We start from the raw sequence: 26,305 nt of genomic DNA, 5'->3' as shown, positions 1-26,305 counted from the left end.
GCCGGTTCGGTCGTAGGATGACGGTGGCGTAGTCCTGCGCCGCACCTCACCGTCGCACGCCCAGGCCCGCGGTCTGCGGAGGCCCGGTCAGCGCTGCGGCGGCGGCTTCTCCGCTGGAATCGGACGGAGACCACGGATGACCATGACATTCATCAATCTTCCGGTGCGTGACCTGACCACCGCCGCCGAGTTCTACCGGGCGCTCGGCTTCACCAGCGAGCAGGCCGAGCTGGAGGGCGACAGCCTGGCACTCACGATCTCCGACAGCACCCGGCTGATGTTGCACCTCCGCTCGGCCTTCGAGGAGTACACCGGGGTCGCCGTGACGGACACGGCGAGCAACCGGGAGGTCATCGTGGGGCTGACGGCGGAGAGCCGGGAGCAGGTCGACGAGCTGGTCGACCGGGCAGCGGTGGCAGGCGGGGAGTCGCTCGGGCCGGGGACGACCGACGGCCGGCTGTACATGCGCGGCTTCCGTGACCTCGACGGCCACCAGTGGTCGTTCCTGCACATGCACGGTTGAGCCGGGGTCCGGCGGCGGTCGGTGCGACCGCCGCCGGGCTCGTACCGCACGTCGCCCCGGTCACTTCGGGCCGCGTGCGCCGACCGCCGCGCTGCCGCCGCGCGCGCCCGCGCTGGCCGTGCGGCGCCGGCGGCGGGCCACCAGCACCAGCGCCACGATGAGGTACGGTCCGGCCGCCACCGCGAACGCCACCGCGTTGCCGGCCGCCGTGGCGACGAGACCGTAGCCGATGTAGGTCACGATGATCAGCACGTCGGTGGCCATCCCGGCGAGCGAGGTGACGGTGGCGCGGCTGCTCCCGGTGATCCGCGCCTGGAGCCGCGCGTCGGCCAGCACGGTGGCCAGTTGCGCGGCCCCGAACGCCACCGCGAGCAGCACGAACCCGGCCGGGTGCGCGATGAGCGCTCCCCCGGCCAGCGCACCGGCGACGACGACCAGCAGGGCGGCGTAGCCGAGCCCGCTCAGCCGCTCCCCCGCCGGGGCGAGCAGCCCGCCGGTGGTCACCCCGGCCCAGAGCAGCAGGAGCAGCAGCGGCACGACCTGCGCCCCGACGCCGGTGTCCAGGGCCAGCAGCGGGGTGTACTCGTCCAGGGCGCCCCAGTCGGCGGCCACCACCGCGACCAGCAGCACGGTGGCGCGTACCGGCGGATGTGCGCGGACCTGCGCCACCCCCGCGCACAGCGTGTCCCACCAGCCCGGATCGTCAGCGTCCACACCGGACGGTGCTTCCGGGTCGCGCTCTCCGGCAACGGCGGGCGCGGTCGACGGTGGACGGTGCTCCGGGAAGCAGGCGGCGACAGCGGCGGCGAGCAGACAGGCGAGCACGCTGGCCACGCCGACCGCCGGGTAGCCGCCGGCGGCGAGCACCGGGCCGGCGAGCACCCCGGAGACCAGCACGCCCAGCACACCGGCCGTTCGGGCGCGGCCGAGCACCCGGGGAAACCGTCCGACCGCCCCGAGCCGGTCCAGTTCGGTCCAGACCAGCGCCTCCAGGGCGCCGGAGACCAACGCTCCGCCGGCGCCCCAGAGCAGGAACCCGACCGCGAACGCCGGGTACGACGGAACCACGACCCAGAGGGCGTACGCGGCGGCGGTCACCAGCGGAGCGAGGCGCAGCAGCAGCCGGCGGGACACCGCGTCGGCCCAGGCGCCGGAGGGCACCTCGAACAGAATGCCGGCGGCCGACCAGATGACGAAGAGCGAGGAGATCTGCCCCACCGACAGCCCGGTGTCGGCGAAGAGCAGCGCGTACACCGGGTAGAGCAGGACGAGGTCGCTGAGGAACGCGTACCCGTAGAGGGTGATCGTCAGCCGGCGGACCGGCGGGTCGGGCACGCGTGCGGCGATGCGGGTCATGAGGCCTTCCCGTGGGAGTGGAGACGGACACCGGACGTGCGGTGCCCGCGGTGGCCCACGGGATTGGCCTAGGGTATTGGATCAATGTCGCCAGGTCATGCCGGAAATGCTAGACGCGCCGCGCGGCGCCGGCCAGCGCTTTCGGCGCGGCGGACGACGCGAAGCGGGGCGGGAGCCTCGCGGACCCCGCCCCGCTGTCCCGCTCGTCGTCAGCGACGGTGCGGGTCGACCGGCGGAATGACCGTGGTGGTCTCGCTGTCGTCGCTGGTTCGCTGGTCGGGCGCCACGCGGTCGGTGCCGGTGCTCACCACCTGGGTGGCTTCGGCGTCGACGCCGCGGCCGACCCCCTGCGTCGCGTCCGGGTCGGCCGGCCGAGGGACCACCTGCGTCGTGTCGTCGACCGGAGCCCGGGTGAGCACCGGCGACGTCTCGGCATCGACGCCCCGGGTGACCACCTGGGTGGCGTCCGCGTCGGCTGAGGGACGCACCACCTGGGTGGCGTCCGGGTCGACCGGGCGGGTGACCACCTGGGTGGCCTCCGGGTCGGAGCCGGCGGTCGACTGCCGGGCCAGTTCGGCCTCGGTGTCCCGGCGGCCCGCCCGGTAGGCGCGGGCGTGCGTGGCGATCAGCTGCGACTCCTGCTCCGCACGGCTCAGCCACGTCTCCCAGCGGCTCTGCATCGGACGGATCAGGCCGCCGCCGACCCCGACGACGAGGATGCCGCCGACGGTGGCCAGCACGGCGATCAGCACAGGCGTGGTGACCGCGGTGGCCACGCCGATCTGGTTCAACGCGGCGATGACACCGAGGCCGAGGATGAACACCGAGGCGATGCCGGCCAGCACCTGGCCATACGACAGCCCGCCGAGCGCGCCACTGATGATGTCCTTGACGGCGTTGGCGATGGCGGCGGCGACCACGACGATGACGATCGCGACGAAGGCGCGGGGCAACCACGAGATCACCGCGGCGATCAGGTCGGAGATCGGGTTCGGGCCCCAGATGCCGAAGGCGAGCTGAAGGGTGAGCAGCAGCACCGCGTAGTAGACGAGCTTCGCCACGATGTCGCTGGCGTCGTACCGGGAGCGGCTCAGCGCCCGACGGACGCCGCCGCGTTCGACGGCGCGGTCGAAGCCCACCCGTTCCAGCACCTTCTCGATAATTTTGAGCACGGCCTTGGCGATCAGCCATCCCGCCACCAGGATCGCCAGAAAGGCGACGGCCTTGGGCAGGAAGAGCATCACCGAGCGGAGGGCGTCGCCCACCGCGTCGCTGACGTTGTCACTCATCGGGTTTTCCTCCATGCGGGGCAGCCGGGACGGTCGGCCCCGACCTACCCCCGCCGACATGCGCGGAAACGCCGGCCGCTCAGCGCCCCGAGGCTTCCGGGTGGTCGTCGCCCTGTTCGGCGGCGGTGGCCACCTGCTCCGTCACCGGCCCCAGATCGGGCGCGGCGGGTGTCGCCGGCCGTCCCGACCCGGCGGCGTGCGGGGCCAACTGGTCGAAGAAGCGCAACAGCTCGACCGGGAACGGCATGACCAGCGTGCTGTTCTTCTCCGCCGCCACGTCCACCACCGTCTGCAACAGACGCAGCTGGTACGCACCGGGAGTGGCCTCCATCGCCCGGGACGCGTCGGCGAGGCGTCGCGATGCCTGGAACTCGCCGTCCGCGGCGATCACCCGGGCCCGGCGTTCCCGTTCCGCCTCGGCCTGCCGGGACATCGACCGCTTCATCCCTTCCGGCAGCGAGACGTCCTTGACCTCCACCCGCTCGATGAGCAGGCCCCACGGCTTCTCGGTGGGCGCGTCGATGACGGACTTCAGCTCGGCGTTGACCCGTTCCCGGTCGCCCAGCACGGTGTCCAGGTCGGCCCGCCCGATCACCGAGCGCAGCGCGGTCTGGGCGACCTGGAGCACCGCCGAGGGATAGTCGTGCACGTTCACCAGCGCCTTCACCGGGTCCACCACCCGGTAGTAGACCACCGCGTCGACGGTGAGCGTGACGTTGTCCCGGGTGATCGCGCCCTGCTGCGGTACGCCGATCACGGTGGTCTGCATGCTGACCCGCACCATCCGGTCGGCGACCGGGACGATCAGTTGCAGGCCCGGCTGGCGGACCCGCTCCAGCACCCGGCCGAACCGGAACACGATGCCGCGCTGGTACTGCTGCACCAGCCGGACGCTGAGCGACAACACCAGCACCACGACCACGGCCACGACGACCAGGCCGACGACAGCTCCCATGACATCCGCGCTCCCCCGGAGGCGCCCGCCTCCCGGAGCGCCGGGTACCCGTTCCGATCCCCGCCATGCCGCCCCGCTCGCAACACCCGGCGAGCGGGATCGTTGGTGCCGCGCGGAGCCTGGTGTCTCGCCCGCGCGGAGGAGGCGCTCATGCGTGCGAGGGAGGTGCCGGGTGCGGGCAAGATCGCCCGGCGGAGCGATGCTTGCGGGGCGGCGAAACGGCAGGCTCGATCACGTTGAACACACGGCGCAAACACCCCGAGGAGACACCACAATGAAGTTCCGCCGCCCGGCTTTCATCGCCGCTCCGGTCCTGGTCATGGGCTATGGGATCATCCGTCTCGTCGACGGCCTGGACGGCATTCGTGGTCCCGGCCCGGCCTGGACCATCGGGCACCTCGCGTTCCTCGGCGCGCTCATCGCGTTCATCTTTGCGTTCTGGCAGATGCGCCGCATGGCTGGCGGCCGGGTCCTGGCGACGGTGAGCGCCACGGCCGGCACTTTCGGAGCGGTGGCGCTGATCATCCAGTTCTCGATCGACATCGCAGCCGGCTTTCTGGCCACCGACAACTACGGCATGAGCATGATCGTCCACCAGGTACGCACTCTGCCGGGAATCTCGCAGCTGGCCTACGACTTCGGGCCCTACGCCTTCTATCTCGGCCAGCTCGCGCTGGTCGTCCTGCTCGCCGTGCAGCGCCGGATCAAGCTGTGGACGCCGGTCCTGGTGCTGGCCGACCTCGCCACGCCGTTCATCGACAAGGACCTGATTCCGCTGGGCGCGGTCCTGTTGCTGGTCTCCTTCCTCCCGCTGGCCCGCGGCACTGCCGCCGCCACCCCGGCAAACCCGGTGCCCGCGCTCGCCTGAGCACAGAGTCCGGAACCGATCCCCCCGGGCCGGGGGGATCGGTTGCCCATGGGGAGGAGCTCAAGGGGCTATGCATACTGTCGCGATGTCGCTCGCCCGCTTCGTGCGCACCACCAATCCGTACGCGGTCGATGCTGCGATCACCGTGTTCGTCCTCGTCGCGGTGTCACTGCCGTTCGTGTTTCCCCGGCCGGGCGGCACACCGGGGCTGCTGGCGTACCTGCTCACCGCGGGTACGGCGATCCCGCTGATCTGGCGCAGGCGGGTGCCGTTCACCGTGTTGGTGGTGGTCGCACTGGCCACGATCGCGGGCAAAGCTGTGGACGCGCCAGGACAGCCCCTCGCGTACGGCGGGCTGGTCGCGCTCTACACGGTCGCCGCAATCGGCGGTCGCCGGCAGCGCTGGGGCGCGCTCGCCGCGACCTTCCCAGGTGTGGCGGCAGGAGTGGCGTTCAACACCAACCGCATGAGCGAGTACTTCTACACCTTCCTGGTCTTCTTCACCGCGTACGTCCTGGGTCGGCTCAGCCACGCCCGCCAGGAACGCGCGACCGTCCTAGAGGACCGGGCACTCCGGGCCGAGCGCGAGCGCGAGTTCGAGGCCGATCGGGCCGCCGCGGGCGAGCGGGCCCGGATCGCCCGGGAGATGCACGACGTGCTGTCCCACGCGGTGAGCCTCATGATCGTGCAGGCCGAGGCGGGGCCGGTTGCGGTGCGCACCGCCCCGCACCGGGCCGAGGCGGCGTTCGACGCGATCGCCGCCGCCGGCCGCGACGCCATGGTGCAGCTGCGCGGCATGCTCGGCCTGCTGCGCTCGGAGGCCGGCCCCCGCGGGCCGCAGCCCACCCTGGCCCAGCTGCCGCCGCTGATCGACGGCGTCCCGGTGGCCAGCCTCCGGGTGACCGGCGAGCCGCGCGCGGTGTCGGCCGACGTGGAGCTGGCCGCGTACCGCATCGTCCAGGAGGCCCTGACCAATGCCGTCAAGCACGCGGCGGCCAGCAAGGTCGACGTAGACCTCGACTGGTCGCCCGACGCCCTCACGATCACCGTGAGCGACGACGGTGTTGGAACCGGCGGCCCGGGCGGCGGGCATGGCCTCGTCGGCATCCGGGAACGCGCGACCGCCTGCGGCGGTACGGCGAGAACCGGACCGGGCGTGGGTGGACGCGGGTTCACCGTCGAGGCTCGGCTACCGTTCCCGGCGTGACGATTCGGGTGGTGATCGCGGACGACCAAGAGCTTGTGCGCAGCGGATTCTCCATGATCCTTGACGCCCAGCCGGACATTACCGTCGTTGCCGAAGCCGGTGATGGCGAGGCGGCCGTGGCCGCCGTCCGGGAGTACCGGCCGGATGTGGCGCTCCTGGACATCCGAATGCCGACGATGGACGGCATCGAGGCCGCCCGTCGCATCTGTGCGGACACCGGCAGCCGAGTGATCATGCTCACCACCTTTGATCAGGACGACTATATTTACGAGGCGCTCTATGCCGGTGCCAGCGGTTTCCTGCTCAAGGACGTGCGCCGCGACGACCTCGTCCACGCCGTCAGGGTCGTGTCCGCCGGCGATTCGCTGCTGGCCCCCTCGGTGACCCGACAGATCATCGCCGGCATCACCGGCCGCCACCGGCCCGGTGCGACCCGGCTGCCCGACACGCCCGACGCCCGCCTCGGCGTGCTCACCACACGCGAACGGGAGACCCTGCGCCTGCTGGGCCGAGGCCTGTCCAACGCGGCGATCGCCCAGACCCTGGTGGTGAGCGAGCACACCGTGAAGACCCACGTCAGCAACGTGCTGACCAAGCTCGGCCTCCGAGACCGCGCCCAAGCGGTGATCTGCGCCTATGAGACCGGCCTGATCACCGCCGGCGAAAGCTGAGCAGCCTCGCACAGCGCTCCATGATCACTTGATGCTGAGTAGTTGCAGGGGATGGTTTCGACCTGCGAAGCATCAAGTGATCGAGCTCGGCGTGGGCCAGGCAGTGGGGATTGGCCGTCGTGGAGGCGGCGGGTGGGATCCCTACGATGACGGCTCGCCGGAGCGTGGAGGGGGCCGAGGGTGGACGGGTTTGGCGAGTTGTCGACGGCGCTGGTGGCGGACGCGTGCGTGCGGCTGGGGGTGCCGGTGCGGGTGGCGCCTCCGGGCATCCGGGCGGTCGTGTCCGGTGAACGGGTGGCGGGGCGGGTGCTCCCGGCACGGCACTACGGCAGTGTGGACGTGTTCCTGGAGGCGTTCGAGCGGGCCGAGCCGGGCGACGTGCTGGTGATCGACAACGGCGGACGGTCGGACGAGGCCTGCGTGGGTGACCTCGCGGTACTGGAGGCGGGCGCGGCCGGGGTGTCCGGTGTGGTGATCTGGGGGCTGCACCGGGACACGGCGGAGCTGATCGAGATCGGGCTGCCGGTGTTCAGCTACGGCAGCTGCCCGCTCGGGCCGTCCCGGCTGGACGATCGGGAGCCGGCCGCGTTGGCCAGTGCCCGTTTCGGTGGGTACGAGGTGGACCGGGTCGACCTGGTGTTCGGGGACGACGACGGGGTGCTGTTCGTGCCCGCCGACCGGGGCGGCGAGGTGCTGGCCACGGCGGCGGAGATCCGGCGGGTGGAGCGGGAGCAGGCCGCGCGGATCCCGGCCGGGGAGACGCTGCGACGGCAGACCGTGTTCGCCGACTACCTGCGGCGGCGCGCGGAGGACCCGAGCTACACCTTCCGCCGGCACCTGCGACGGATCGGCGGCGCCATCGAGGAGTGAGCGGCGACCGGCGACGCGGGCCGGTATGAGCGGCGTGCCGAGCGATGAAGCGGCGTGGAGAACCTCTAGCGCACGGGCGACTCTTGGCAATATCCTCCGGGGAAAGTGCGGCCATTGGAGCTACTTTTCATTCCCCCGCCGCCGGCCGCAGGAGGAGAAACCATGCACGTCGACCATTCCGAAGTGGACCGCCGGACGCTGCTACGAGCCGGTCTCGGCGCCGCCACGGTCGCCGTGGTCGGGAGCGAACTCGCCTTCCCGGGCGCCGCGCAGGCCGCCCCCGGCGCCGACCTCGACTGGATCATCAGCTGCGACGAGTGGGCGGCCCGCCCGCCGAAGGACCCGCTGGCGGTCAGCGCCATCGCGACCAACAAGATCATCGTGCACCACATGGCGTTCCCGAACGTCACCGACTACTCCCAGGAGCAGGCGGTCAAGCTGGCCCACGACTGCCAGGACCTGCACATGGACGGCAACGGCTGGTCGGACACCGGCCAGCACTTCACGGTGAGCCGGGGCGGCTACGTGCTGGAGGGCCGACGGGGCAGCCTGGAGCGGCTGGAAGCCGGCGACCGGCAGATGATCTCGGCGCACTGCCCGGGCGAGAACGGCCGGGCCATCGGAATCGAGAACGAGGGCACCTACGTCACCGAGACCCCGCCGAAGGCGCTGACCGACTCGCTGGTCAAGCTCTGCGTCGCCGTGTGCCGGCAGTACGGGCTGCACGCGCACGACATCTTCGGCCACTGGGACTTCCGCACCACGCAGTGCCCCGGCGCCGCCTTCTACCGCGAGTTCCCGGCGCTGCGCCGGCGGGTGTTCGCGGAGCTCGGCACCGACCTGGCCGACGTCCCGGCCCGCCGCTGGCCGGACCTGTGGCGCTTCGTCAACTCCCCGTCGGTCCGGGTGGTGCAGTACCTGCTCGCCTTCCGCGGCTACCCGGTGACGGTCAGCGGCACGTTCGACGCCGCGACCGTGACCGCCGTGCAAGACTGGCAGGCGCGCAACGGCATCCCGGTGGACGTGGACGCCACGCTCACCACGCCGACCTGGGAGACCCTGGCGCCCGAGCTGGACGAGGACGCCACCGGCCTGCCGGTGATCGCGGTGCAGGAGATCCTCGCCACCAAGGGGTACGCCGTCACCGTCACCGGGGCGTACGACCCCGCCACCCGGGCGGCCGTGAAGGACCTGCAGGCGCTGCACGGGCTGCCGCGCAACGGCAAGCTCAGCACGAGCACGTGGTGCGCGATCGTCGGCGGAACGGTCCGCCAGTCGTTCCGGCACCGCTGATCCTCCGGAACACCGGCGGCGGCACGGGCGCGTACCCGTGCCGCCGCCAGGCCCGGCACCAGCGGAAACGCGGCGCGCCTCGTTGTTCGCCCTCCACCGGTCTGCGACGATAACGGCGACCAGGACCAAGGAGGGGTGCTGTGCAGACGCGACTCAACCCGTACCTCAACTTCCCCGGCACGGCCCGTGCGGCGATGGAGTTCTACCACCGCGTGTTCGGCGGCGAGCTGAAGATGAACACCTTCGGCGAGTTCGGCAGCCCGGATCCGGGCCTGGCGGACCAGATCATGCACGCGCAGCTGGAATCCGCCAACGGCTTCGTCCTGATGGCGTCGGACACCGCGCCCGGGATGAACCACGTACCGGGCACCACCATCGCGATCAGCCTCAGCGGCGACGACGCCGACGAGCTGCGCGGCTACTGGGAGCAGCTCTCCGCGAGCGGGTCGGTGACGATGCCACTGGAGAAGCAGATGTGGGGCGACGAGTTCGGCATGTGCGTCGACCCGTACGGCGTCAATTGGATGGTCGACATCGTTCAGCCCCAGGCCTGACCAGCGCACCCGTCGGCGGTGTGCCGGTTTGGCCGACGGCGCGGGCGGAAAGAGTGCCGGGCATGAGATGGGCCCGTCGAGCCGTACCCGCCGTCGCCGCCGCCGTCGCCGCGCTCGCCGCGCGGGACCTGATCCAGCGCGACCACGCGCTGCTGCGCAACTTCCCGGTGCTCGGGCGCGCCCGGTACCTGCTGGAGGCGGTCGGGCCGGAGCTTCGGCAGTACATCGTGGCCGGCAACAACGAGGAGCGGCCGTTCACCCGGGACCAACGCCGCTGGGTGTACGCGTCGGCGAAGCAGCAGAACAACAACTTCGGCTTCGGCACCGACAACGACATCGAGTACACCCCCGGCTATCCGATCATCAAGCACCGCACGTTCGGCCGGGCCGTGCCGCCGTCGACACCGACCGCCGGGCACGACGTGCGGCTGCCCTGCGCCAAGGTGCTCGGCGCGGCCCGGGGACGGGCCCGCGCGTTCCGACCGGAGTCGGTGGTCAACATCTCCGGGATGAGCTTCGGCTCGCTCTCTGGCAACGCGGTGGCGGCGCTGAACAGGGGTGCGGCGCTCGCCGGCTGCCTGCAGAACACCGGCGAGGGTGGCCTGTCGCCGTACCACCGCAACGGTGGTGAGCTGGTCTTCCAGCTCGGCACGGCGTATTTCGGCTGCCGGGACGAGCACGGCCGGTTCAGCCTGGACCGGTTGCGGGACCTGGTCGCCAGCGCGCCGGTGAAAGCGCTGGAGATCAAGCTGAGCCAGGGCGCCAAGCCCAGCCTCGGCGGGCTGCTGCCCGGTGCGAAGGTGTCCGCCGAGATCGCCGCCACCCGGGGCATCCCCGCCGGGCAGGACTGCGTCAGCCCCTCCCGGCACGCCGAGTTCTCCGACTGCGACAGCCTTCTCGACTGGGTGGAACTGCTGGCCACCGAGACCGGCCTGCCGGTCGGCATCAAGTCGGCGGTCGGCGATCTGGGCTTCTGGCAGGATCTGGCCACCCTGATGCGGGACACCGGCCGGGGCGTCGACTTCGTGACGATCGACGGCGGCGAGGGCGGCACCGGCGCCGCCCCGCTGATCTTCACCGACTCAGTGTCGCTCCCGTTCCAGCAGGGCTTCTCCCGGGTCTACAAGGTCTTCGCCGAGCACAACCTGCACGAGCGGGTGGTCTTCGTCGGCGGCGGCAAGCTCGGCCTGCCGGACAACGCCATCGTGGCCTTCGCGCTCGGCTGCGACCTGGTCAACGTGGGTCGGGAGGCGATGCTGTCGATCGGCTGCATCCAGGCGCAGAAGTGCCACACCGACACCTGCCCCACCGGGGTGGCGACCCAGAACGCCTGGCTGGCCCGGGGGCTGGACCCGACGCTGAAGTCGGTGCGCGCGGCCAACTACCTGCGGACGCTGCGCCGCGACCTGGTGAAGGTGGCCGAGGCGTGCGGCGTGGAGCACCCCGGCCTGATCGGCACCGACGCGGTGGAGATCCTGGACGGCCGCACCGGCTCCACCGGACTGCACGAGGTGTACGGCTACCGGCCGGAGTGGGGCCTGCCCTCGCCGGCCGACCGGGCGGAGATCGTCCGGTTGATGGCACCGGAGGCGCCGCAGGGCGGCAGCGCGACTCCCTCCCCCACCGCCGTCGGCTGACCGGCGCCCGCCGATAACACGTGGAGCCGGACGCCGGGGGGCCGTATCGTGGCGCGGTGCTGATCAGACGCGAGACGCCCGCCGATGTCGACGCCATCCGCGCGGTGCACGCCGCCGCCTTCGCCGCGCCGGACGACGGCGTACCGATCGAGGCGACGCTGGTCGACGCGCTGCGCGCCGACGAGGGCTGGCTGCCCGCGTACTCCCTGGTGGCGACCGACCCGGACGGGCAGGTGGTGGGGCATGTGGTGGCCACCCGCGGTCAGGTGGCCGGTCAGCCGGTCGCGCTCGGCCTGGGGCCGCTCGGCGTGCTTCCCGACTGGCAGCGGCGCGGGGTCGGCTCGGCGCTGATGCACGCGGTGCTCGGCGCGGCCGACGCCCGGGACGAGCCGCTGGTGGTGCTGCTCGGCCACCCCGACTACTACCCGCGATTCGGGTTCCGACCGGCCGTTGAGCTGGGCGTCACTCCGCCACAGCCCTGGGGCCCGCAGTACTTCCAGGCCCGCCCGTTGAGCGCCTGGCGGGAGTCGATCCGGGGCGGGTTCCGGTACGCCGGCCCGTTCGACGAGCTGTGACCCCACCGCGTATCCGGCGGCGGCGAGCCACCGACCTCGACGGATGCGTCGCGGCGCTCGCCCTCGTCCACCAGGCCGACCGGTACCCGCTGAACTGGCCCACCGACCCGCACCGCTGGCTGCGCGAGCCCCGTCCGGCACGCGCGTGGGTGGCCGTCGACGCCGACTCGACGATCGTCGGGCATGTGGCGGTGCACCGGCTGCCCGACCCGGCGGACGGGTCGCTCGCCCGGCCGACCGCCGAGGTGGCTCGCCTGTTCGTGTCGCCGGCCGCCCGCGGGGCTGGGCTGGGCGGCGCGCTGCTGACCCGGGCCCGGCGGTGGGCGAGCGAACGCGGGATGGACCTGGCGCTCGAGGTGGCCGCCGGCGACACCGCGGCCGCCGCCCTGTACGAGCGGACCGGGTGGCGGTGCACCGGCACCAGCACGGCGCAGTGGACCGCCCCCGACGGTGGCGCGGTGTCGCTGCGCCGTTACATCCTGTCAACCGATGCCGCGCCGTAGGGCTAGGCGCCGCCGGGACCGGCGGCCACGCCGGTCGTGTTGGCCCAGGTCACTGTGGTGATCGTTGACGCCATGCGAACATATGTACGTGTCACCCGGGGCCAGCATCCTGCACGCCGACCTGGACGCCTTCTACGCGTCGGTCGAGCAACGCGACGATCCACGCCTGCGGGGGCGGCCGGTGATCGTCGGCGGCGGTGTGGTTTTGGCGGCCAGCTACGAGGCGAAGGCGCGGGGCGTACGCAGCGCGATGGGCGGCCAGCAGGCGCGCCGGCTCTGCCCGGACGCGATCGTGGTGCCGCCTCGGATGTCGGCGTACACGGCGGCCAGCCGGGCGGTGTTCGAGATCTTCCGGCAGACCACCCCGCTGGTCGAGGGGCTCTCCATCGACGAGGCGTTCCTGGACGTGGGCGGCCTGCGCCGGCTGGCCGGGCCGCCGGCCGACATCGCCGAGCGGCTGCGCCGGGAGGTCCGCGAACGGGTCCGCCTGCCCATCACGGTCGGCGTGGCCCGGACGAAGTTCCTGGCGAAGGTGGCCAGCGGGGTGGCGAAGCCGGACGGGCTGCTGGTCGTCGCGCCCGACGCCGAGCTGGCGTTCCTGCACCCGCTGCCGGTGGAACGGCTCTGGGGCGTCGGCCCGATCACCGCCGCGAAGCTGCGGGAACGACGGATCCGTACCGTCGGCGAGGTGGCCCGGCTCGGCGAGGCGGCGCTGGTGTCACTGCTCGGCGCCGGCGCCGGCCGGCACCTGCACGCCCTGGCGCACAACCGCGACCCTCGGGCGGTGCAGGTCGGCCGCCGGCGCGGCTCGATGGGCGCGCAGCACGCGCTGAGCCGGACGCCACACGCACCGGCGGAGCTGGACGCCGTCCTGGCCGGCCTGGTCGACCGGGTCACCCGGCGGATGCGGGCGGCCGGGCGGTCCGGGCGCACGGTGGTGCTGCGGCTGCGCTTCGGCGACTACACCCGGGCGACCCGCTCCCACACCATCGGCAAGGCGACCGCGGACACCACGCCGCTGCTGGCCGCCGCGCGGACGCTGCTGCGGGTCGCCCTGCCCGAGATCGGCCGGCGGGGCGTCACGCTGATCGGCGTGTCGGTCGGCAACCTGGACGACAACCCGGTCCAGCCGGAGCTGCCGTTCCACCACGACCCGGGGGCCGAGCTGGACGCCGCGGTGGACGCGGTCCGCGACCGGTTCGGATCGGCGGCGCTCACCCGCGCGGTGCTGCTCGGCCGGGATCCAGGCGTCGAGATGCCGCTGCTGCCGGACTGACCGCACCGGGTGGCGGCGTGGCGGCTGCGCCGGACATCACAGGCCGCGAGGGTTTAGCGATTACCTGAGCGGTGACGTAATGAAGATTCAGCCTTACCAGGGGGGACCACCATGTCCGACGACACCAGCAACCGTCCGAGCCGGCGCGAGCAGCGTCCCGGCGACGTGACCGACCCGCTGCTCTGGCAGCTCGCGATCGACGTGCTCAGCGCCCACGAGCCGGACGAGGACGGCGCCTGCCACAACCTGCTCTGTGCCGGCCAGCCGTGGCCGTGCGCGGCCCGCCGCTCCGCTGAACAGTCACTGCGGCTGGCCCGTGGTGCGGCCGACACACCGTCCACAGTCAGTCCGGAGCGGGGCGAGGACGCCGCCGACCGCGCTGACCGGCCCGGTGACGGCGTTCCGGCCGCGCGCCGCGCCTGGTCCGGGTCGGTGCCGGCGCGTCCCGATGCTGCCGCGTCGGCCGCCTGACGCCCACCCCTCCTCGACACGCCCGCGGGCGCCCGACCGGAATCCGGTCGGGCGCCCGCGGCGTGCGTCAGAGGGCGAGCCGCTGACCCGGGAAGATCAGACCGGGATCCGCGCCGATCAGCTGACGGTTGCGCTCGTACAGGGCCTGCCAGCCGCCGGCCACCTGATGGGCGTGGGCGATCTCCGACAGGGTGTCGCCCGGCTTGACCAGGTACGCCCCGCTGCCCGAAGAGGGCGCGCTGCGCTCGTGGTTGCGGGTCGCCGGCTGCTCGCCGCGCGACGACCGCTGCTGCGGCTTCGACGTCGAGTCGGACTTCGAGGTGGACTTCGACGACGACTTCGTCGAGGACTTCGCGGTGGAGCCGCCCGACGAGCCGCCCTTCTTGCCGCACGTCGGCCAGGCGCCGATGCCCTGCCCGTCGAGCACCTTCTCGGCGATCGCGATCTGCTCGCCGCGGCTGGCCAGGTCGGCGCGGGCGGCGTACTTCTTGCCGCCGTAGCCGGCCCAGGTGCTCTGCGAGAACTGCAACCCGCCGTAGTAGCCGTTGCCGGTGTTGATGTGCCAGTTGCCGCTGGACTCGCACTGGGCGATCGCGTCCCAGTTGACCCCGGCCTGGGCCGGGGCGGCCGGGCCGAAGAGGGCGACGGCCCCGGTGACCGCGCCGACGGCGAGGGTGCCGACGGCGACGCGGCGGGTGGTGACCCGTCGATGACGGGGCGTGTATTCAGATGCCATGTGAGCTTCCTCCACGCCGGCGAGGTGAGCTGTCGGGTTCGGGCCGAGGAGCCCGGCCGCGCGGTGGCGGCTTCACCCCGAGGTGACGTGCACCGAGGAACGTTGGGTCCCCCGCTCCTGCCCGGGTGACTGGGTTCCGACGACCGGGGGCAGGATTTGGCGTTGCCGGTCGCGGTGTCCGCATTGGCGAACCCGACCGACGTTAGGCACGGTTGGTGACGGTCGCCCACCCCCTGTGAACTTCTTCACCGGGGCACGCGGGACGACCCGCGCAGCGGTTGCGGGTGTCCCGAGACTGTGCAGTGACCACGATGGACCGTTTCCGATCGGGTCGGATTTCAGGCGTCGCGCCGGAGCCAGGCCACGATGCGGCCCAGCAGCTCCACGTGCGCCGGCGACTCGTACGACCGGACGTCATGGCCGAGTGCGTTGTAGACGGCCCGGCCATCCCCTACCGTGCGCGCCCAGATCAGCGGGTGGATGGCGCCGCCTTCCTCGTGGACGTAGAGAGGCTCGATCTTCGCGTCGGCGATCAACTCCAGGTCGGTGTAGCGCTCGTCGTAGACCTCGAAGTCACCGAGCCCCTCGGTGAGCGGATGCGCGACGCCGGAGCGGCGGATCAGGCTCGGGCCGATCGGCGGGTGGTAGGTCCGGCCGGGGTCCCAGGCGGCGCCGATCGTGGATCGCCAGCTCGGCAGCCGGGGAAACGCGATGGTGGCGCTGTGGGTGGCGAGCAGACTGCCGCCGCGGGCCAGGAAGGCGTCGAGGATGCGCGCGAAGTCCTCGTCCTCGGAAATCGGGGTCGAGCGGTTGGCGCTCGCGTTGACCACCAGCAGGCGGGTGCCGTCGAGTGCGGCGTCGAGCTGGCCGACGGAGGTCACGGTCGCCACCGGGTCGGTGTCGCCGATCAGGCTGGCGATCTTGGCGCTGGTCTCGGCCAATGGGTGCCAGGGATCGGCGTGCGGGCCTTCGCCGCTGAAGATGACGGTGTCGACGGACATGACGCTGCTCCGTTCGTGATCGTGGGCTGCGTTACTCGCCGGCCGAGCCGGCGCTCGCCGGACCTTCGTTTCGATGATTCCCGAAATCCCGAAATGAAAGCTAGCATGGTGTCCATGAGAGCCCTGCATCATCCCGATCTCGCCTCGGTCGACCTGGCCACGCTGCTCGGCGCCCTCGCGGACCCGGTGCGCCTGAGCGTCGTACGGCAGCTGGCCCGGGCCGGTGGCGTCGTCTGCGGAAAGTTCGAGGCGTTGTCCGAGGTCAGCATGTCGACGCTCTCGCACCATCTGAAGGTCCTGCGAGAGGCCGGCGTCCTCCGCGTCACGCCGAACGGCAGTTTCCGCCGTCACGAATTGCGCGCCGACGAGATCAATGAGCGGTTTCCCGGTGTCCTTCCCGCGATCACTGCGAACCTTGAGATTCCCCAGCGCACGGGAGCACCGGCATGACCGACTCGAGATCTACCCGGCCCGACGCGACGGGCACGCTCGGCCTGAGCGCCGACGAGGTCCTGACCACGACGCGCGCCGTCCGGAAGCGTCTCGACCTGCGACGCCCGGTCCCCCGGGACGTCATCGAGGACTGCCTCCGGATCGCCCTGCAGGCACCCAGTGGCCGGAACAGGCAGCGCTGGGACTTCATCTTCGTCGAGGACCAGGAGACCCGCGCCGCCGTCGCGCGGCTGTGGCGGCTTGGCCTGATGGCCCCACCACCCGCCTCCGGGAGCGCCGGTCCCGCCTTCAGCCGGATGGACTTCGCCTCCGCGCAGTGGGGTCGCATCGCCGGCAGCCTGCAACACCTCGCGGACCACCTGCACGAGGCTCCGCTGCTGCTCATTCCGTGTCTGCGCGTCGAGTCACGCGCGGAGCTCGACAGCGTTCGCGGACAGGCGGGGGCCTGGGGTTCGGTCATACCAGCGTTCTGGAGCTTCATGCTGGCCGCCCGGGAGCGCGGGCTGGGCACCGCGTGGACCACGAGCCATCTCAGCTACGAGCGGGAGATGGCCGACCTGCTCGACATCCCCTACGACACCGTCGTGCAGGTGGCCCTCACCCCGGTGGCCTACACCCTCGGCACGGACTTCAAGCCCGGGCCCCGCGCGGACGCCGGAGCTTTCGCTCATTGGGATCGCTGGTAGCAGGTGCCACGGCTCGGGCCCGGCCGGCGGGGGCCCGCTGAGCGGGCGGCCCGCCGGCCGGAGGGGTCCGTCGGTCAGAGGCTGCGCGCCAGCCGGTCGGCCAGCGCCCGGGTGAAGCGGGCCGGGTCGGCCAGCTCGCCACCCTCGGCGAGCACCGCCAGGCCGTACAGCAGCTCGGCCGTCTCGGTCAGCGCCTCGGAGCCCCCGCTCTGCTCGTGGGCCTTGCGCAGCCCGGCGACCAGCGGGTGACCGGGATTGATCTCCAGGATCCGCTTCGCCGACGGGACCTCGTGCCCCATCGCCCGGTACATCTTCTCCAGGGTCGGGGTGAGATCGTGCGCGTCACCGACGACGCAGGCCGGTGAGGTGGTCAGGCGCGACGACAGGCGGACCTCCCGGACGCTGTCGGCCAGGGTCGTGCCGAGCCAGTCGAGCAGCGCGGCGAATTCCTGTCGCTGCTGCTCGCGCTCGGTCTCGGCCTGCTGCTTCTCCTCGTCGGTGTCCAGGTCGACCTCGCCCTTGGCGATCGAGCGCAGCGGGCGGCCGTCGTACTGGCCGACCCGCTCGACCCACACCTCGTCGACCGGGTCGGTGAGCAGCAGCACCTCGTGGCCCTTGGCCCGGAACGCCTCCAGGTGCGGGGAGTTCTCGATGGTGGCCCGGGAGTCGCCGGTGGCGTACCAGATGTCGCTCTGGCCGTCCTTCATCCGTGCCACGTAGCCGGCCAGGTCGGTCGGCTCGGCCGGGTCGTGGGTGGAGGCCGCCGACAGGATCTCCAGCAGGGTGTCGCGGTTGTCGGTGTCGTCGATCAGCCCCTCCTTGACCACCGCGCCGAACTCCGTCCAGAAGGTGCGGTAGCGCTCGGGGTGGTTGGCCTTGAGGTCCCGGACCGTGGCGAGGACCTTGCGGACCAGCCGGCGGCGGACGATCTGGATCTGCCGGTCCTGCTGGAGGATCTCCCGGGAGATGTTCAGCGACAGGTCGTGCGCGTCGACCACACCCTTGACGAAGCGCAGGTAGGTGGGGACCAGCGCCTCGCAGTCGTCCATGATGAACACGCGCTTGACGTAGAGCTGGACGCCACGGCGGCCCTGCGGGGCGAACATGTCCAGCGGGGCGTGGCTGGGCAGGAACAGCAGCGCCTCGTACTCGAAGGTGCCCTCGCCCTTCATGTGCACGACCTCGAGCGGGTCGGCCCAGTCGTGGCTGACGTGCTTGTAGAACTCGTGGTACTCGGTGGCGTCGACCTCGTCGCGGGGCCGCGCCCAGAGCGCCTTCATCGAGTTGAGCGTCTGCACCTCGCTGGTGGCGGCTGCTTCGTCGGCGCCGGGGCGCTCGACGCGCATCCGGATCGGCCAGGCGATGAAGTCGGAGTACCGCTTGACGATCTCCCGGATGGTCCAGTCGGCGGTGTAGTCGTGCAGGTTGTCCTCGGTGTCGGCCGGCTTGAGGTGCAGGGTCACCGTGGTGCCCTGCGGTGCCTCGTCGACGGTCTCGATCGAGTACGTGCCCTCGCCGGTGGACTCCCAGCGGGTGCCGCCGGTCTCGCCGGCCTTACGGGTCAGCAGGGTGACCCGGTCGGCGACCATGAACGCGGCGTAGAAGCCGACACCGAACTGGCCGATCAGATCCTGCGAGGCACGGGCGTCGGCGGACTCGCGCAGCTGGCGCAGCAGCTCGGCGGTGCCCGACTTGGCGATGGTGCCGATCAGCCGGATCACCTCGTCGCGGGTCATCCCGATGCCGTTGTCCCGCACGGTCAGGGTGCGGGCGTCCCGGTCGACCTCGATGGCGACGTGCAGGTCGTTGGTGTCGGCGACGAGGTCCTTGTCGACCAGGGTCGCCAGCCGCAGCTTGTCCAGCGCGTCGGACGCGTTCGAGATGAGTTCCCGCAGGAAGACATCCTTGTTCGAATAGATCGAGTGGACGACCAACTGGAGGAGCTGACGCGCCTCGGCCTGGAATTCCAACGTCTCGGCCTGGTTGCTCACACCGTCTCCCTTCTCGGCTCATGCGGAGGTTCGCGGAAAGGATACGAGCCGTCACCGGCCGGGTCGTGGGCGCGTCCGGGTCGTATTCCCGATCCGGGCGTGGCGCCGCCGTGAGGTAGCTGACTTTGGTTATCGTAAGTCAGCCCGATAGCCTGGCTCCCATGAAGATCGCTGGAAGTACCGCTCTCGTCACCGGCGCCAACCGCGGCTTCGGCCGGCACCTGGCCGCCGAACTCCTCTCCCGCGGCGCGACCGTCTACGCCGGCGCCCGCAACCCGGACAGCGTCGACCTGCCCGGCGTGACGCCGGTCCGGCTGGACATCACCGACCCCGCCTCGGTGGCCGCCGCCGCCGAGCTGGCCGGCGACGTGAACCTGCTGGTCAACAACGCCGGCATCGATCTCGGAACCGACCTGATGGAAGGCGACCTGGACCTCGTCCGGCTCGAGCTGGAGACCCACTACATCGGCAACCTGTCGATGATCCGGGCGTTCGCCCCGGTCATCGTGGGCAACGGCGGCGGAACGATCCTCAACGTGCTCTCCGCCCTGTCCTGGGTGAACTTCCCGAGGCACGGGGCGTACGGCGCCGCCAAGTCGGCCGAGTGGGCGATGACCAACGCGCTGCGCCTCCAGCTCGCCGAGCGGGGCATCCGGGTCGCCGGCCTGCACGTCGGCTACATGGACACCGACATGGCCGCGGCGGTCACCGCCCCGAAGTCCGATCCAGCGGCGATCGCCCGGATCGGGGTGGACGGCATCGAGGCCGACGCGTACGAGATCGTGACCGACGAGACCAGCCGGCAGGTGCAGGCGGGCCTCTCCGGCGGCGTGGCCGCGCTCTACCCCCAGCTGCCCTGACCTGCGACACCACGGCCGTGATCGGGCCGCCGCCGGCTTCCCGGCGGCGGCCCGTCGTCGAGTACGCGGTCAGCTCCGTCCGCGCACCCGCCTCAGCGGGCAGGCGTCAGCAACCGCCGCAGCTGTAGAAGAGGATGTCCCAGTGGCTGCCCTCCTTGGTGTAGAGGTTGCCCGAGGGGGCGCGGTACTGGTAGCCGAAGCCGGCGATGTAGCCGACGTAGGTGTAGTTCGCGGAGATGTAGTTCTGGATGCAGGTGCTCAGCGCGATGTCGAGCTTGTAGCCGTTCCAGTGGCTGTACGTGCCGCCGGCATGCCCGACCTCGGTGCCGGCGGTGATGGTGACCGCGCAGCCGCTGGCCCGCTTGAAGGTGATGATGCCGTCGATGGTGGCCTGGCGGACCCCGGTGAACGAGGTGCAGGTGGGCACGTTGCGGTCGCTGCAGTTGCCGCTGGAGGTCCAGGAGATGTTGGCGGCGCGCAGCTGCGAGGTGGCGCTGGAGTGGGTGATGGCGAAGGCCGGGGCGGCGAGACCGAGCGCGGCGCCGACCGTTGCGAGGGTGGCCACCAGCAGCGTGAGCACGCGGCGGCGCAGGATGGATCGGGTGGCGGACATGGCACTCCCGTTCGCAGGATGGGTGGAATATTTGCGAACCAGGGGCCGGCCTTGAAGGATTTCTACCAGAGATAGACAGCCGTGACTAGGTGCGGGTGGAGGCGGTCGCCCACCTCCACCCGACGACCTACGTCAACTCGCCTGCAGCGTCACGTCGTCGATCACGAAGCTGGTCTGCAACGAGGAGTCCTCGGTGCCGGTGAACCTCAGCGTCACCGTCAGCCCGGCGTACGCCGCCACGTTGACGGTGCGCTGGGCGTAGCCGGCGGCGGAGGTCACCGAGGACGGGCTGAAAGAGACACTCACGCCGCTGGGCGCGCCGGAGGCGGAGAGGCTGACCGACTGCGCCGAGCCGGCGGTGGCCACGGTGACGGTGGTGCTGGCACCCCGCGCGACCGAGCGCGAGGTGGGGTTGACCGCGACGGAGAAGTCGTTGGTCGGGGTGCCGCCGCCCATGGCGAGCTGCCACAGCGCGTACGCGACGCCGTCCGCCGAGCGGTTGAGCACGGTGGCGCTGACGTTGGCGGTCGTGTCGCAGGCCCGGTGGTAGCACGGGTCGTACGCAAAGTTGGCGGTGCCGCCCCATTTGGCCGCCTGTGCGCTGGTCTTGCGGGCACTTGCGCCCGCGGCGTAGCCCGAGGTGGGGATGCCGGCCTGCTGGAAGTAGTAGTCGTCGGAGCGTCCCTGCCCCTCGACGTTCTCCTCCGGTTGCAGACCCAACGAGTCCCAGTACGCCTTCAGCGGCGCCGCGGTGGTCGAGGTGACCCGGTTGATGAAGTAGCCACCGTTGGTCGAGCCGACCATGTCGAAGTTGTAGTAGCCCTTGATGTAGCCGCGCTGGGTGGCGTTGAGCGAGTTGACGTAGAACCGGGAGCCGTTGAGACCCTGCTCCTCGTCGGTCCACCAGGCGAACCGGACCCGCTTGGTCATGGTCGGGTTCTGTGCGGCAAGGACCAGCGCGTTCTCCAGCAGGGTCGCCGAACCGGTGCCGTTGTCGTTGATGCCCGGGCCGGCCGAGACGCCGTCGAGGTGGGCGCCGAACATGACCACCTGGTCCGCCGGGCCGCCGCGCCACTCCGCGATCAGGTTGTTCGAGGGGTACGTGCAGCTGGAGCAGTACTGCTCGCTGACCGTGTAGCCGGCTGCCTGGAGCCTGGTCTTGACGTAGGTGAGCGAGGCGGTGTAGCCGGCCGAGCCGGCCCGTCGGTTGCCGCCGTTGCTGCTGGCGATGGAGTTGAACTGGGTCAGGTGCGCCTGGACGTTGCTGACGGAGATGTCCGGCGCCGCCAGGACGGCGGCGGGTGCGGCGATCGGCCGGGCCACTGCCGTTCCGGCGGGGGGTGACGCGGTCACCGGCTGGGCGGCCAGCGTCACCGTCATCCCGGTGAACACGGCGAGCGCGATGCCCGCGCTCAGCGTTCTGCCTCTCATGGGGGCTCCTCGGGGGTTGGAGAGATAACCGAGCCACTTACAGATATCAATGTCTTGGGCATCGGTCGTTCGTCCGGAACCCCCGCCGGTTCGGTGGCGGCATCCGCTCTGCCCAGCGGGTCCGTCGGAACGGACACGACGGGGAGGGAACGTCCCGTTTCGCCGCCGCCGCTCCGAACGCCGAGCGCTCGCGGACCCGGGCGGCCGGATCGGCGGGTGCCGGCGACGGCACAGGTGAGTGAAGGTGCCAGGATGGGTAGGTAACGCCAGCAGGGGGTCATCGGGCCCGGAACGGGGGGCTTGCGATGGGGCCGGGTCGAGCGTGAGACGACCCAGCACGGACCTGTTCACCGGCGGCGGTGAAACCGGCCGGTTGATGGCGGAGCTGGACTGGACCGCCACCCCGCTCGGCCCCGTGACCGGCTGGCCGCAGAGCCTGCGCGCCGCGGTGCGGATGGTGCTCTCCTCCCGCTACCCCATGCTGCTGCTCTGGGGCGACCGCTTCTCCCAGCTCTACAACGACGCCTACTCCGCGCTGATCGGCGACAAGCACCCGGCCGCGCTCGGCGACGACGTGCGGGTGACCCTCGCCGAGGGCTGGGACGTGCTCGCCCCGCTGATCCAGCAGGCCATGGCGACCGGTGTGGCCAGCTGGGTGCCCGCCCTGCAACTGCTGCTGGAGCGGGCCGGCTACCGCGAGGAGGCGTACTTCAGCGTCTCGCACGCCCCGGCCCGCGACGACGAGGGCCGCACCGTCGGCGTCATGACGGTGTGCAGCGAGGTCACCCAGCAGGTGGTCGGCGAACGGCGGCTGCGGCTGCTGCGCGACCTGTCCGTACGTGGTGACGGGCGCACCATCGACGTGGACGCCACCTGCGCCCGGCTGATCGACGCCATCGACGCCCACCCGCTAGACGTGCCGTTCGCCGCGATCTACCTGCGCGACGGCATGGTCCTGCGGCGGGTTGCCTGGGCCGGGGGCGACCCGGATGACGCCACCGTGGCGGGGGCGCTGCCGGAGGCCACCGAGCTGACCGACCCGAGCACGGCCGCCCGCGCCTGGGGTCTGCCGGCCGCCGCCGAGGGCCGAGCGACCGAGGTGACCGACGTCACCGGTCGGCTGGCGCTGCCGGCCGGCCCGTGGAAGGACCCGGTCGAAACCGCGCTGGCGCTGCCGCTGCCCTCAGCCACCGAGGACCAGCCGCTCGGCGTCCTGCTGGTCGGAGTCAGCCCCAGCCGAGGGCTGGACGAGGCGTACCGCTCCTTCTACCAACTACTGGCCCAGCAGGTCTCGGTGGCACTACGCAACGCGCAGGCGTACGAGGAGGAGCGGCGCCGGGCCGAGGCGCTGGCCGAGCTGGACCGGGTGAAGACCGACTTCTTCACCAATGTCAGCCACGAGTTCCGTACCCCCCTCACCCTCATGCTCGGTCCGTTGTCCGACGCGCTCAGCGATTCCGCCGCGCCACTGGCACCGGTGCAGCGCGAGCGGGTGGAGACCGCCTGGCGCAACGCCACCCGGCTGTTGACCCTGGTCAACAGCCTGCTGACCTTCTCCAGCCTGGAGGCTGGGCGGGCCCGCAGCGACGCGCGGATGGTCGATCTCGCCACGCTCACGGCCGAGCTGGCCGGCGTTTTCCGGGCCGCCGTCGAGCGCGCCGGGCTGACCCTGGAGGTCGACTGCCCGCCGCTGCCCCGGCCGGTCACGGTGGACCCGGTCAACTGGGAACGCATCGTCACCAACCTGCTGTCCAACGCCCTGAAGTACACGTTCATCGGCCGGATCCGGGTTGGCCTGGAGGCCGACGACGAGGAGGTGCGGCTCACCGTCACGGACACCGGCATCGGCATCGCCGAACAGGAGCTGCCAAAGCTCTTCGAACGCTTCCACCGGGTGCAGGGCGCCCTCTCGCGCAGTCACGAGGGCACCGGCATCGGCCTGGCCCTGGTGCACGCGCTGGCCCGGCTCGAGGGTGGCGAGGTCCGGGTGACCAGCCGGGTCGGCGTCGGCAGCACCTTCACCGTGGCGCTGCCGTGGTCGGCGGCGCGCCGCACCGTGGCGACCGGATCAACTCCCAACGGACGGGGTGACGCGGCCCGCGCGGCCGTCCAGGAGGCGTCGACCTGGCTGGCCGACCCGGGCGGTGGCGTCGCGGAGCCCGATCCGACGTCCGGCCTTGCCGGGGACGAGCTGACCGGGGCACGGATCCTGGTCGCCGACGACAACAGCGACATGCGGGCCTACCTGAGCCGGCTGCTCACCGCGCAGGGTTGGCGGGTGCGGGCCGTCACCGACGGCCGGCAGGCCCTCGACGCGGTCCACCGCGACCCCCCGGACCTGGTCCTCACCGACGTGATGATGCCGGTGCTGGACGGCTTCGAGCTGGTCCGCCGGCTGCGCGCGGACCCGGCGACCCGGGCGCTTGCGGTGCTGGTCCTCTCCGCCCGTGCCGGCGGGGAGGCCAGCGTGGTGGGCCTGAGCCTGGGCGCCGACGACTACGTGGTGAAGCCGTTCGCCGCGGCCGAGCTGATCGCCCGGATCCGGGCCGCCATCCGCAGGTCCCGCGCCAGCATGGCACCCCGGTCCGACGCGGCCCCGACCTCGGCCGACCGCATTGCACCGGCAATCGACACCACCCCGGCGGCGGCGCCACCTGCCATGGTCACCACCGTCACGCCGGCTCCGACGGCCGTGGAACCGACCATGCCCGCGCCGGCCACCCAGAGCACCGTCGCCGATGCAGTCGCGATCGGCGCGGCTGCGCCCGGCCGGAACGGGCCGGCCGGCGGTGTCCTCGACGTCGGATGGACGTACCCCTCCGCGCCCACCTCGGCGGCGGCGATGCGCCGGGACGTCCGGCTGGCGCTGAGCGGCCTGGACGTCGACCCGGACGTGCAGCAGGACCTGCTGCTCGCCGCGTCCGAGGCGATGAACAACGCCGTCGAGCACGCCCAGCGACCCACCCGCCCGGAGGTGCGCGTCCGGCTCCAGGCTGGCGGCGACCTGGTCCGGATCTCGGTGCGCGACTTCGGCACCTGGCGGGACCGCCGGCCGGCGATGGACCGGGGCCGGGGCGCGCTGCTGATGAACGCCTACGGCGACGTGCGGCTGGTCTCCACCGGTGAGGGGACGACGGTGACCATCGAGGGTCGGCTGGCCTGAGCCGCCGGCCCTGCGCGGCGACCAGCGCGTCACAACCGGCGGTTGCCGCCGTCGCGGGCCACGATGCCGTCCAGCCGATCCCCCGGCGCCAGCTCGGCCGGGTCGAACCAGAAGATCACCACCTGTTTGTCGGCGCTCCACCCGGCCAGCCGGGCAGCGACCTGCCGGCCGTCCACGGTGCCGATGATCCGCTGCGCCTTGCCGACGAAGTAGCCGAAGGTGGGCACCGGCGCCGGTGATCCCCCGCTGTCGTAGCCGATCTGATGGAATCCGGGGCTGCGGTCGGACCCCTCGACGTCGTTGACCAGGAGGTCCGTGGTCAGCGTGCCGTCCGGGGCACGGCGGCCGGCGGCCAGCCCGATCTTCACCCCGGCCTCGCCGGGCACCGATACCTGGACGACGTAGTACACCCGCTGGTCGACCCCGTACCGGATTCCGCTGTCCACGACCTGGCCCAGTGGCGACGGCACCGGCTCCTCAGGGCCGGCCGTGGTCGCCGGCGTGGGTCCGAACGGGTTTGGCGGCGTCGGGGAGACACCGGCCGGCGGCGTGGGCGCGACGGCGACCTGCGGCGGACGCTCGACCGTGCGCGGATCGCCCGGCAGCGCGCCGACCACCACCGCGACGACGGCGGCGACCAGGCCGGTGGCCAGCGTCGCCGCCCCGGCTCCGGCGACCCGACGGCGGGTCCGCAACCGTCGCCCGTCACGCATGACGGCAGCCAGGTCGAGGGTGGGTCCGGAGCGTTCGGTCACCCGCATGGCGTGGCGGAGCCGGTCCAGCTCGCTCATCGGCACGCCTCCTGGGTGTCGACGGCACGCGGTCCGGTGCCGCGCAGCTTCTCCAGGGCCCGCGAGCTGGTGCTCTTGACCGTGCCCACGGAGATGGCGAGTTCCCGGGCCACCTGCGCTTCGGGCAGGTCGAAGTAGTAGCGCAGCACGACGATCGCCCGCTCGCGAGGGCTCAGCACGCCGAGGATGGCCGTCAACCAGCGCCGGGTGGCCACCTCGTCGGCCACGTCGTCCCGCCGTTGCTCCGGGACCTCCTCGGTCGGATACTCCCGGATCGGGCGCCGCCATCCGTCCACGAGATGGTTGACCAGGATGCGGCGGGCGTAGCCGTACGCGTCGTCGTCGCGGATCCGGGACCAGGACGCATAGGTGCGGGCCAGGGCGGTCTGCGCGGCATCCTCGGCCTGGTGATGGTCGCCCGTCATCAGGAACGCGGCGTGCACCAGCCGCGCGGACGCCGCCCGCGCGAACTCGACGAACTCCGCGTCACCCCGCGCCACGCCGAACCCTCCCCCGTCCCACACAGTTACGG

General features: G+C 72.0%; 25 protein-coding genes, 1 pseudogene and 1 riboswitch. Of the genes and pseudogenes, 16 read left to right on the top strand and 10 right to left on the bottom strand.

Annotation, left to right across the window (positions count from 1 at the left end):
• Nucleotides 1-136 precede the first annotated feature (136 nt).
• The gene (locus tag BUS84_RS05625; protein ID WP_074309328.1) at nt 137-523 is read left to right on the top strand and encodes a VOC family protein; all 387 of its coding nucleotides are present in this window, start codon (nt 137-139) and stop codon (nt 521-523) included.
• 60 nt (nt 524-583) lie between these two features.
• On the opposite strand, the gene BUS84_RS05620 is transcribed toward BUS84_RS05625, so the two are convergent.
• The 3 genes and pseudogenes from BUS84_RS05620 to BUS84_RS05610 all read right to left on the bottom strand — a co-directional run bounded on the left by BUS84_RS05620 (nt 584) and on the right by BUS84_RS05610 (nt 4,123).
• Complete coding sequence (locus BUS84_RS05620; protein ID WP_074309325.1) at nt 584-1,879, bottom strand: MFS transporter; 1,296 nt, start codon at nt 1,877-1,879, stop codon at nt 584-586.
• 443 nt (nt 1,880-2,322) lie between these two features.
• Nucleotides 2,323-3,168: pseudogene (locus BUS84_RS05615) on the bottom strand (membrane protein); the annotation flags it as partial.
• Nucleotides 3,169-3,247: 79 nt separating this feature from the next.
• Nucleotides 3,248-4,123, bottom strand: a complete 876-nt coding sequence (locus tag BUS84_RS05610) for an SPFH domain-containing protein (protein WP_084757233.1) — start codon at nt 4,121-4,123, stop codon at nt 3,248-3,250.
• A 274-nt stretch (nt 4,124-4,397) separates the two neighbouring features.
• On the opposite strand from BUS84_RS05610, the gene BUS84_RS05605 reads away from it, so the two are divergent.
• The 11 genes from BUS84_RS05605 (at nt 4,398) to BUS84_RS05555 (ending at nt 14,048) form a co-directional block, all read left to right on the top strand.
• Nucleotides 4,398-4,991 carry a hypothetical protein gene (locus tag BUS84_RS05605; protein WP_074309322.1) on the top strand — a complete coding sequence of 198 codons (594 nt, stop codon included), beginning with the start codon at nt 4,398-4,400 and terminating at the stop codon, nt 4,989-4,991.
• 85 nt (nt 4,992-5,076) lie between these two features.
• On the top strand, nt 5,077-6,198 hold the full coding sequence (locus tag BUS84_RS05600; protein ID WP_074309320.1) for a sensor histidine kinase: 1,122 nt from the start codon (nt 5,077-5,079) through the stop codon (nt 6,196-6,198).
• A gap of 53 nt (nt 6,199-6,251) precedes the next feature.
• Nucleotides 6,252-6,869 carry a response regulator gene (locus tag BUS84_RS05595; protein WP_244298542.1) on the top strand — a complete coding sequence of 206 codons (618 nt, stop codon included), beginning with the start codon at nt 6,252-6,254 and terminating at the stop codon, nt 6,867-6,869.
• 180 nt (nt 6,870-7,049) lie between these two features.
• Entirely contained in the window at nt 7,050-7,739 is a 690-nt protein-coding gene (locus BUS84_RS05590) for an RraA family protein (RefSeq protein WP_074309315.1), read from the top strand.
• A 162-nt stretch (nt 7,740-7,901) separates the two neighbouring features.
• Nucleotides 7,902-9,032 carry a peptidoglycan recognition protein family protein gene (locus BUS84_RS05585; protein WP_074309313.1) on the top strand — a complete coding sequence of 377 codons (1,131 nt, stop codon included), beginning with the start codon at nt 7,902-7,904 and terminating at the stop codon, nt 9,030-9,032.
• 140 nt (nt 9,033-9,172) lie between these two features.
• A complete protein-coding gene (locus BUS84_RS05580; protein WP_074309311.1) occupies nt 9,173-9,586 on the top strand; it encodes a VOC family protein in 414 nt (137 codons plus the stop codon).
• Nucleotides 9,587-9,648: 62 nt separating this feature from the next.
• On the top strand, nt 9,649-11,223 hold the full coding sequence (locus BUS84_RS05575; RefSeq protein ID WP_074309309.1) for an FMN-binding glutamate synthase family protein: 1,575 nt from the start codon (nt 9,649-9,651) through the stop codon (nt 11,221-11,223).
• Between the two features lie 56 nt (nt 11,224-11,279).
• Nucleotides 11,280-11,798 carry a GNAT family N-acetyltransferase gene (locus BUS84_RS05570; RefSeq protein WP_074312162.1) on the top strand — a complete coding sequence of 173 codons (519 nt, stop codon included), beginning with the start codon at nt 11,280-11,282 and terminating at the stop codon, nt 11,796-11,798.
• Nucleotides 11,795-12,301, top strand: a complete 507-nt coding sequence (locus tag BUS84_RS05565) for a GNAT family N-acetyltransferase (RefSeq protein WP_074309307.1) — start codon at nt 11,795-11,797, stop codon at nt 12,299-12,301. Before BUS84_RS05570 ends, BUS84_RS05565 begins: the two co-directional genes overlap by 4 nt.
• Before the next feature lie 88 nt (nt 12,302-12,389).
• On the top strand, nt 12,390-13,577 hold the full coding sequence (dinB, locus tag BUS84_RS05560) for a DNA polymerase IV (RefSeq protein WP_084757429.1): 1,188 nt from the start codon (nt 12,390-12,392) through the stop codon (nt 13,575-13,577).
• Between the two features lie 111 nt (nt 13,578-13,688).
• Nucleotides 13,689-14,048, top strand: a complete 360-nt coding sequence (locus BUS84_RS05555; RefSeq protein ID WP_074309302.1) for a hypothetical protein — start codon at nt 13,689-13,691, stop codon at nt 14,046-14,048.
• A 67-nt stretch (nt 14,049-14,115) separates the two neighbouring features.
• On the opposite strand, the gene BUS84_RS05550 is transcribed toward BUS84_RS05555, so the two are convergent.
• Together BUS84_RS05550 and BUS84_RS05545 are read right to left on the bottom strand one after the other, a co-directional pair.
• Nucleotides 14,116-14,784, bottom strand: a complete 669-nt coding sequence (locus BUS84_RS05550) for a LysM peptidoglycan-binding domain-containing protein (RefSeq protein WP_074309300.1) — start codon at nt 14,782-14,784, stop codon at nt 14,116-14,118.
• A riboswitch (cyclic di-AMP (ydaO/yuaA leader) is annotated at nt 14,785-14,956 on the bottom strand.
• A 166-nt stretch (nt 14,957-15,122) separates the two neighbouring features.
• Nucleotides 15,123-15,785 carry a ThuA domain-containing protein gene (locus BUS84_RS05545; protein ID WP_074309297.1) on the bottom strand — a complete coding sequence of 221 codons (663 nt, stop codon included), beginning with the start codon at nt 15,783-15,785 and terminating at the stop codon, nt 15,123-15,125.
• 114 nt (nt 15,786-15,899) lie between these two features.
• Between BUS84_RS05545 and BUS84_RS05540 the strand changes: the two genes are divergently transcribed.
• On the top strand, nt 15,900-16,235 hold the full coding sequence (locus tag BUS84_RS05540; protein WP_074312160.1) for an ArsR/SmtB family transcription factor: 336 nt from the start codon (nt 15,900-15,902) through the stop codon (nt 16,233-16,235).
• Complete coding sequence (locus BUS84_RS05535; RefSeq protein WP_074309294.1) at nt 16,232-16,924, top strand: nitroreductase family protein; 693 nt, start codon at nt 16,232-16,234, stop codon at nt 16,922-16,924. Before BUS84_RS05540 ends, BUS84_RS05535 begins: the two co-directional genes overlap by 4 nt.
• A 74-nt stretch (nt 16,925-16,998) precedes the next feature.
• Here the strand turns inward: BUS84_RS05535 and htpG are convergent, their stop codons facing one another.
• A complete protein-coding gene (gene htpG, locus BUS84_RS05530; protein WP_074309292.1) occupies nt 16,999-18,915 on the bottom strand; it encodes a molecular chaperone HtpG in 1,917 nt (638 codons plus the stop codon).
• 161 nt (nt 18,916-19,076) lie between these two features.
• Between htpG and BUS84_RS05525 the strand changes: the two genes are divergently transcribed.
• Nucleotides 19,077-19,775 (top strand): SDR family oxidoreductase, encoded by a 699-nt coding sequence (locus BUS84_RS05525; RefSeq protein WP_074309290.1) that lies wholly within the window; start codon nt 19,077-19,079, stop codon nt 19,773-19,775.
• A 106-nt stretch (nt 19,776-19,881) separates the two neighbouring features.
• Here the strand turns inward: BUS84_RS05525 and BUS84_RS05520 are convergent, their stop codons facing one another.
• Nucleotides 19,882-20,388: a hypothetical protein gene (locus tag BUS84_RS05520; protein ID WP_074309287.1), complete on the bottom strand. Its 507-nt coding sequence runs from the start codon at nt 20,386-20,388 to the stop codon at nt 19,882-19,884.
• A 132-nt stretch (nt 20,389-20,520) separates the two neighbouring features.
• Nucleotides 20,521-21,819, bottom strand: a complete 1,299-nt coding sequence (locus BUS84_RS05515) for a M28 family metallopeptidase (protein WP_074309284.1) — start codon at nt 21,817-21,819, stop codon at nt 20,521-20,523.
• A gap of 322 nt (nt 21,820-22,141) precedes the next feature.
• Between BUS84_RS05515 and BUS84_RS05510 the strand changes: the two genes are divergently transcribed.
• Nucleotides 22,142-24,982 (top strand): ATP-binding protein, encoded by a 2,841-nt coding sequence (locus tag BUS84_RS05510; RefSeq protein WP_074309282.1) that lies wholly within the window; start codon nt 22,142-22,144, stop codon nt 24,980-24,982.
• 29 nt (nt 24,983-25,011) lie between these two features.
• Here the strand turns inward: BUS84_RS05510 and BUS84_RS05505 are convergent, their stop codons facing one another.
• Nucleotides 25,012-25,773, bottom strand: coding sequence for a hypothetical protein (locus tag BUS84_RS05505; RefSeq protein WP_074312158.1), 762 nt, complete (start codon nt 25,771-25,773; stop codon nt 25,012-25,014).
• Nucleotides 25,770-26,273 carry a SigE family RNA polymerase sigma factor gene (locus BUS84_RS05500; RefSeq protein WP_074309280.1) on the bottom strand — a complete coding sequence of 168 codons (504 nt, stop codon included), beginning with the start codon at nt 26,271-26,273 and terminating at the stop codon, nt 25,770-25,772. Before BUS84_RS05500 ends, BUS84_RS05505 begins: the two co-directional genes overlap by 4 nt.
• Nucleotides 26,274-26,305 lie beyond the last annotated feature (32 nt).

It is taken from the genome of Micromonospora cremea, from assembly GCF_900143515.1.
GTDB lineage: Bacteria > Actinomycetota > Actinomycetes > Mycobacteriales > Micromonosporaceae > Micromonospora > Micromonospora cremea.
This window is presented reverse-complemented; position numbering and strand designations above follow the sequence as displayed.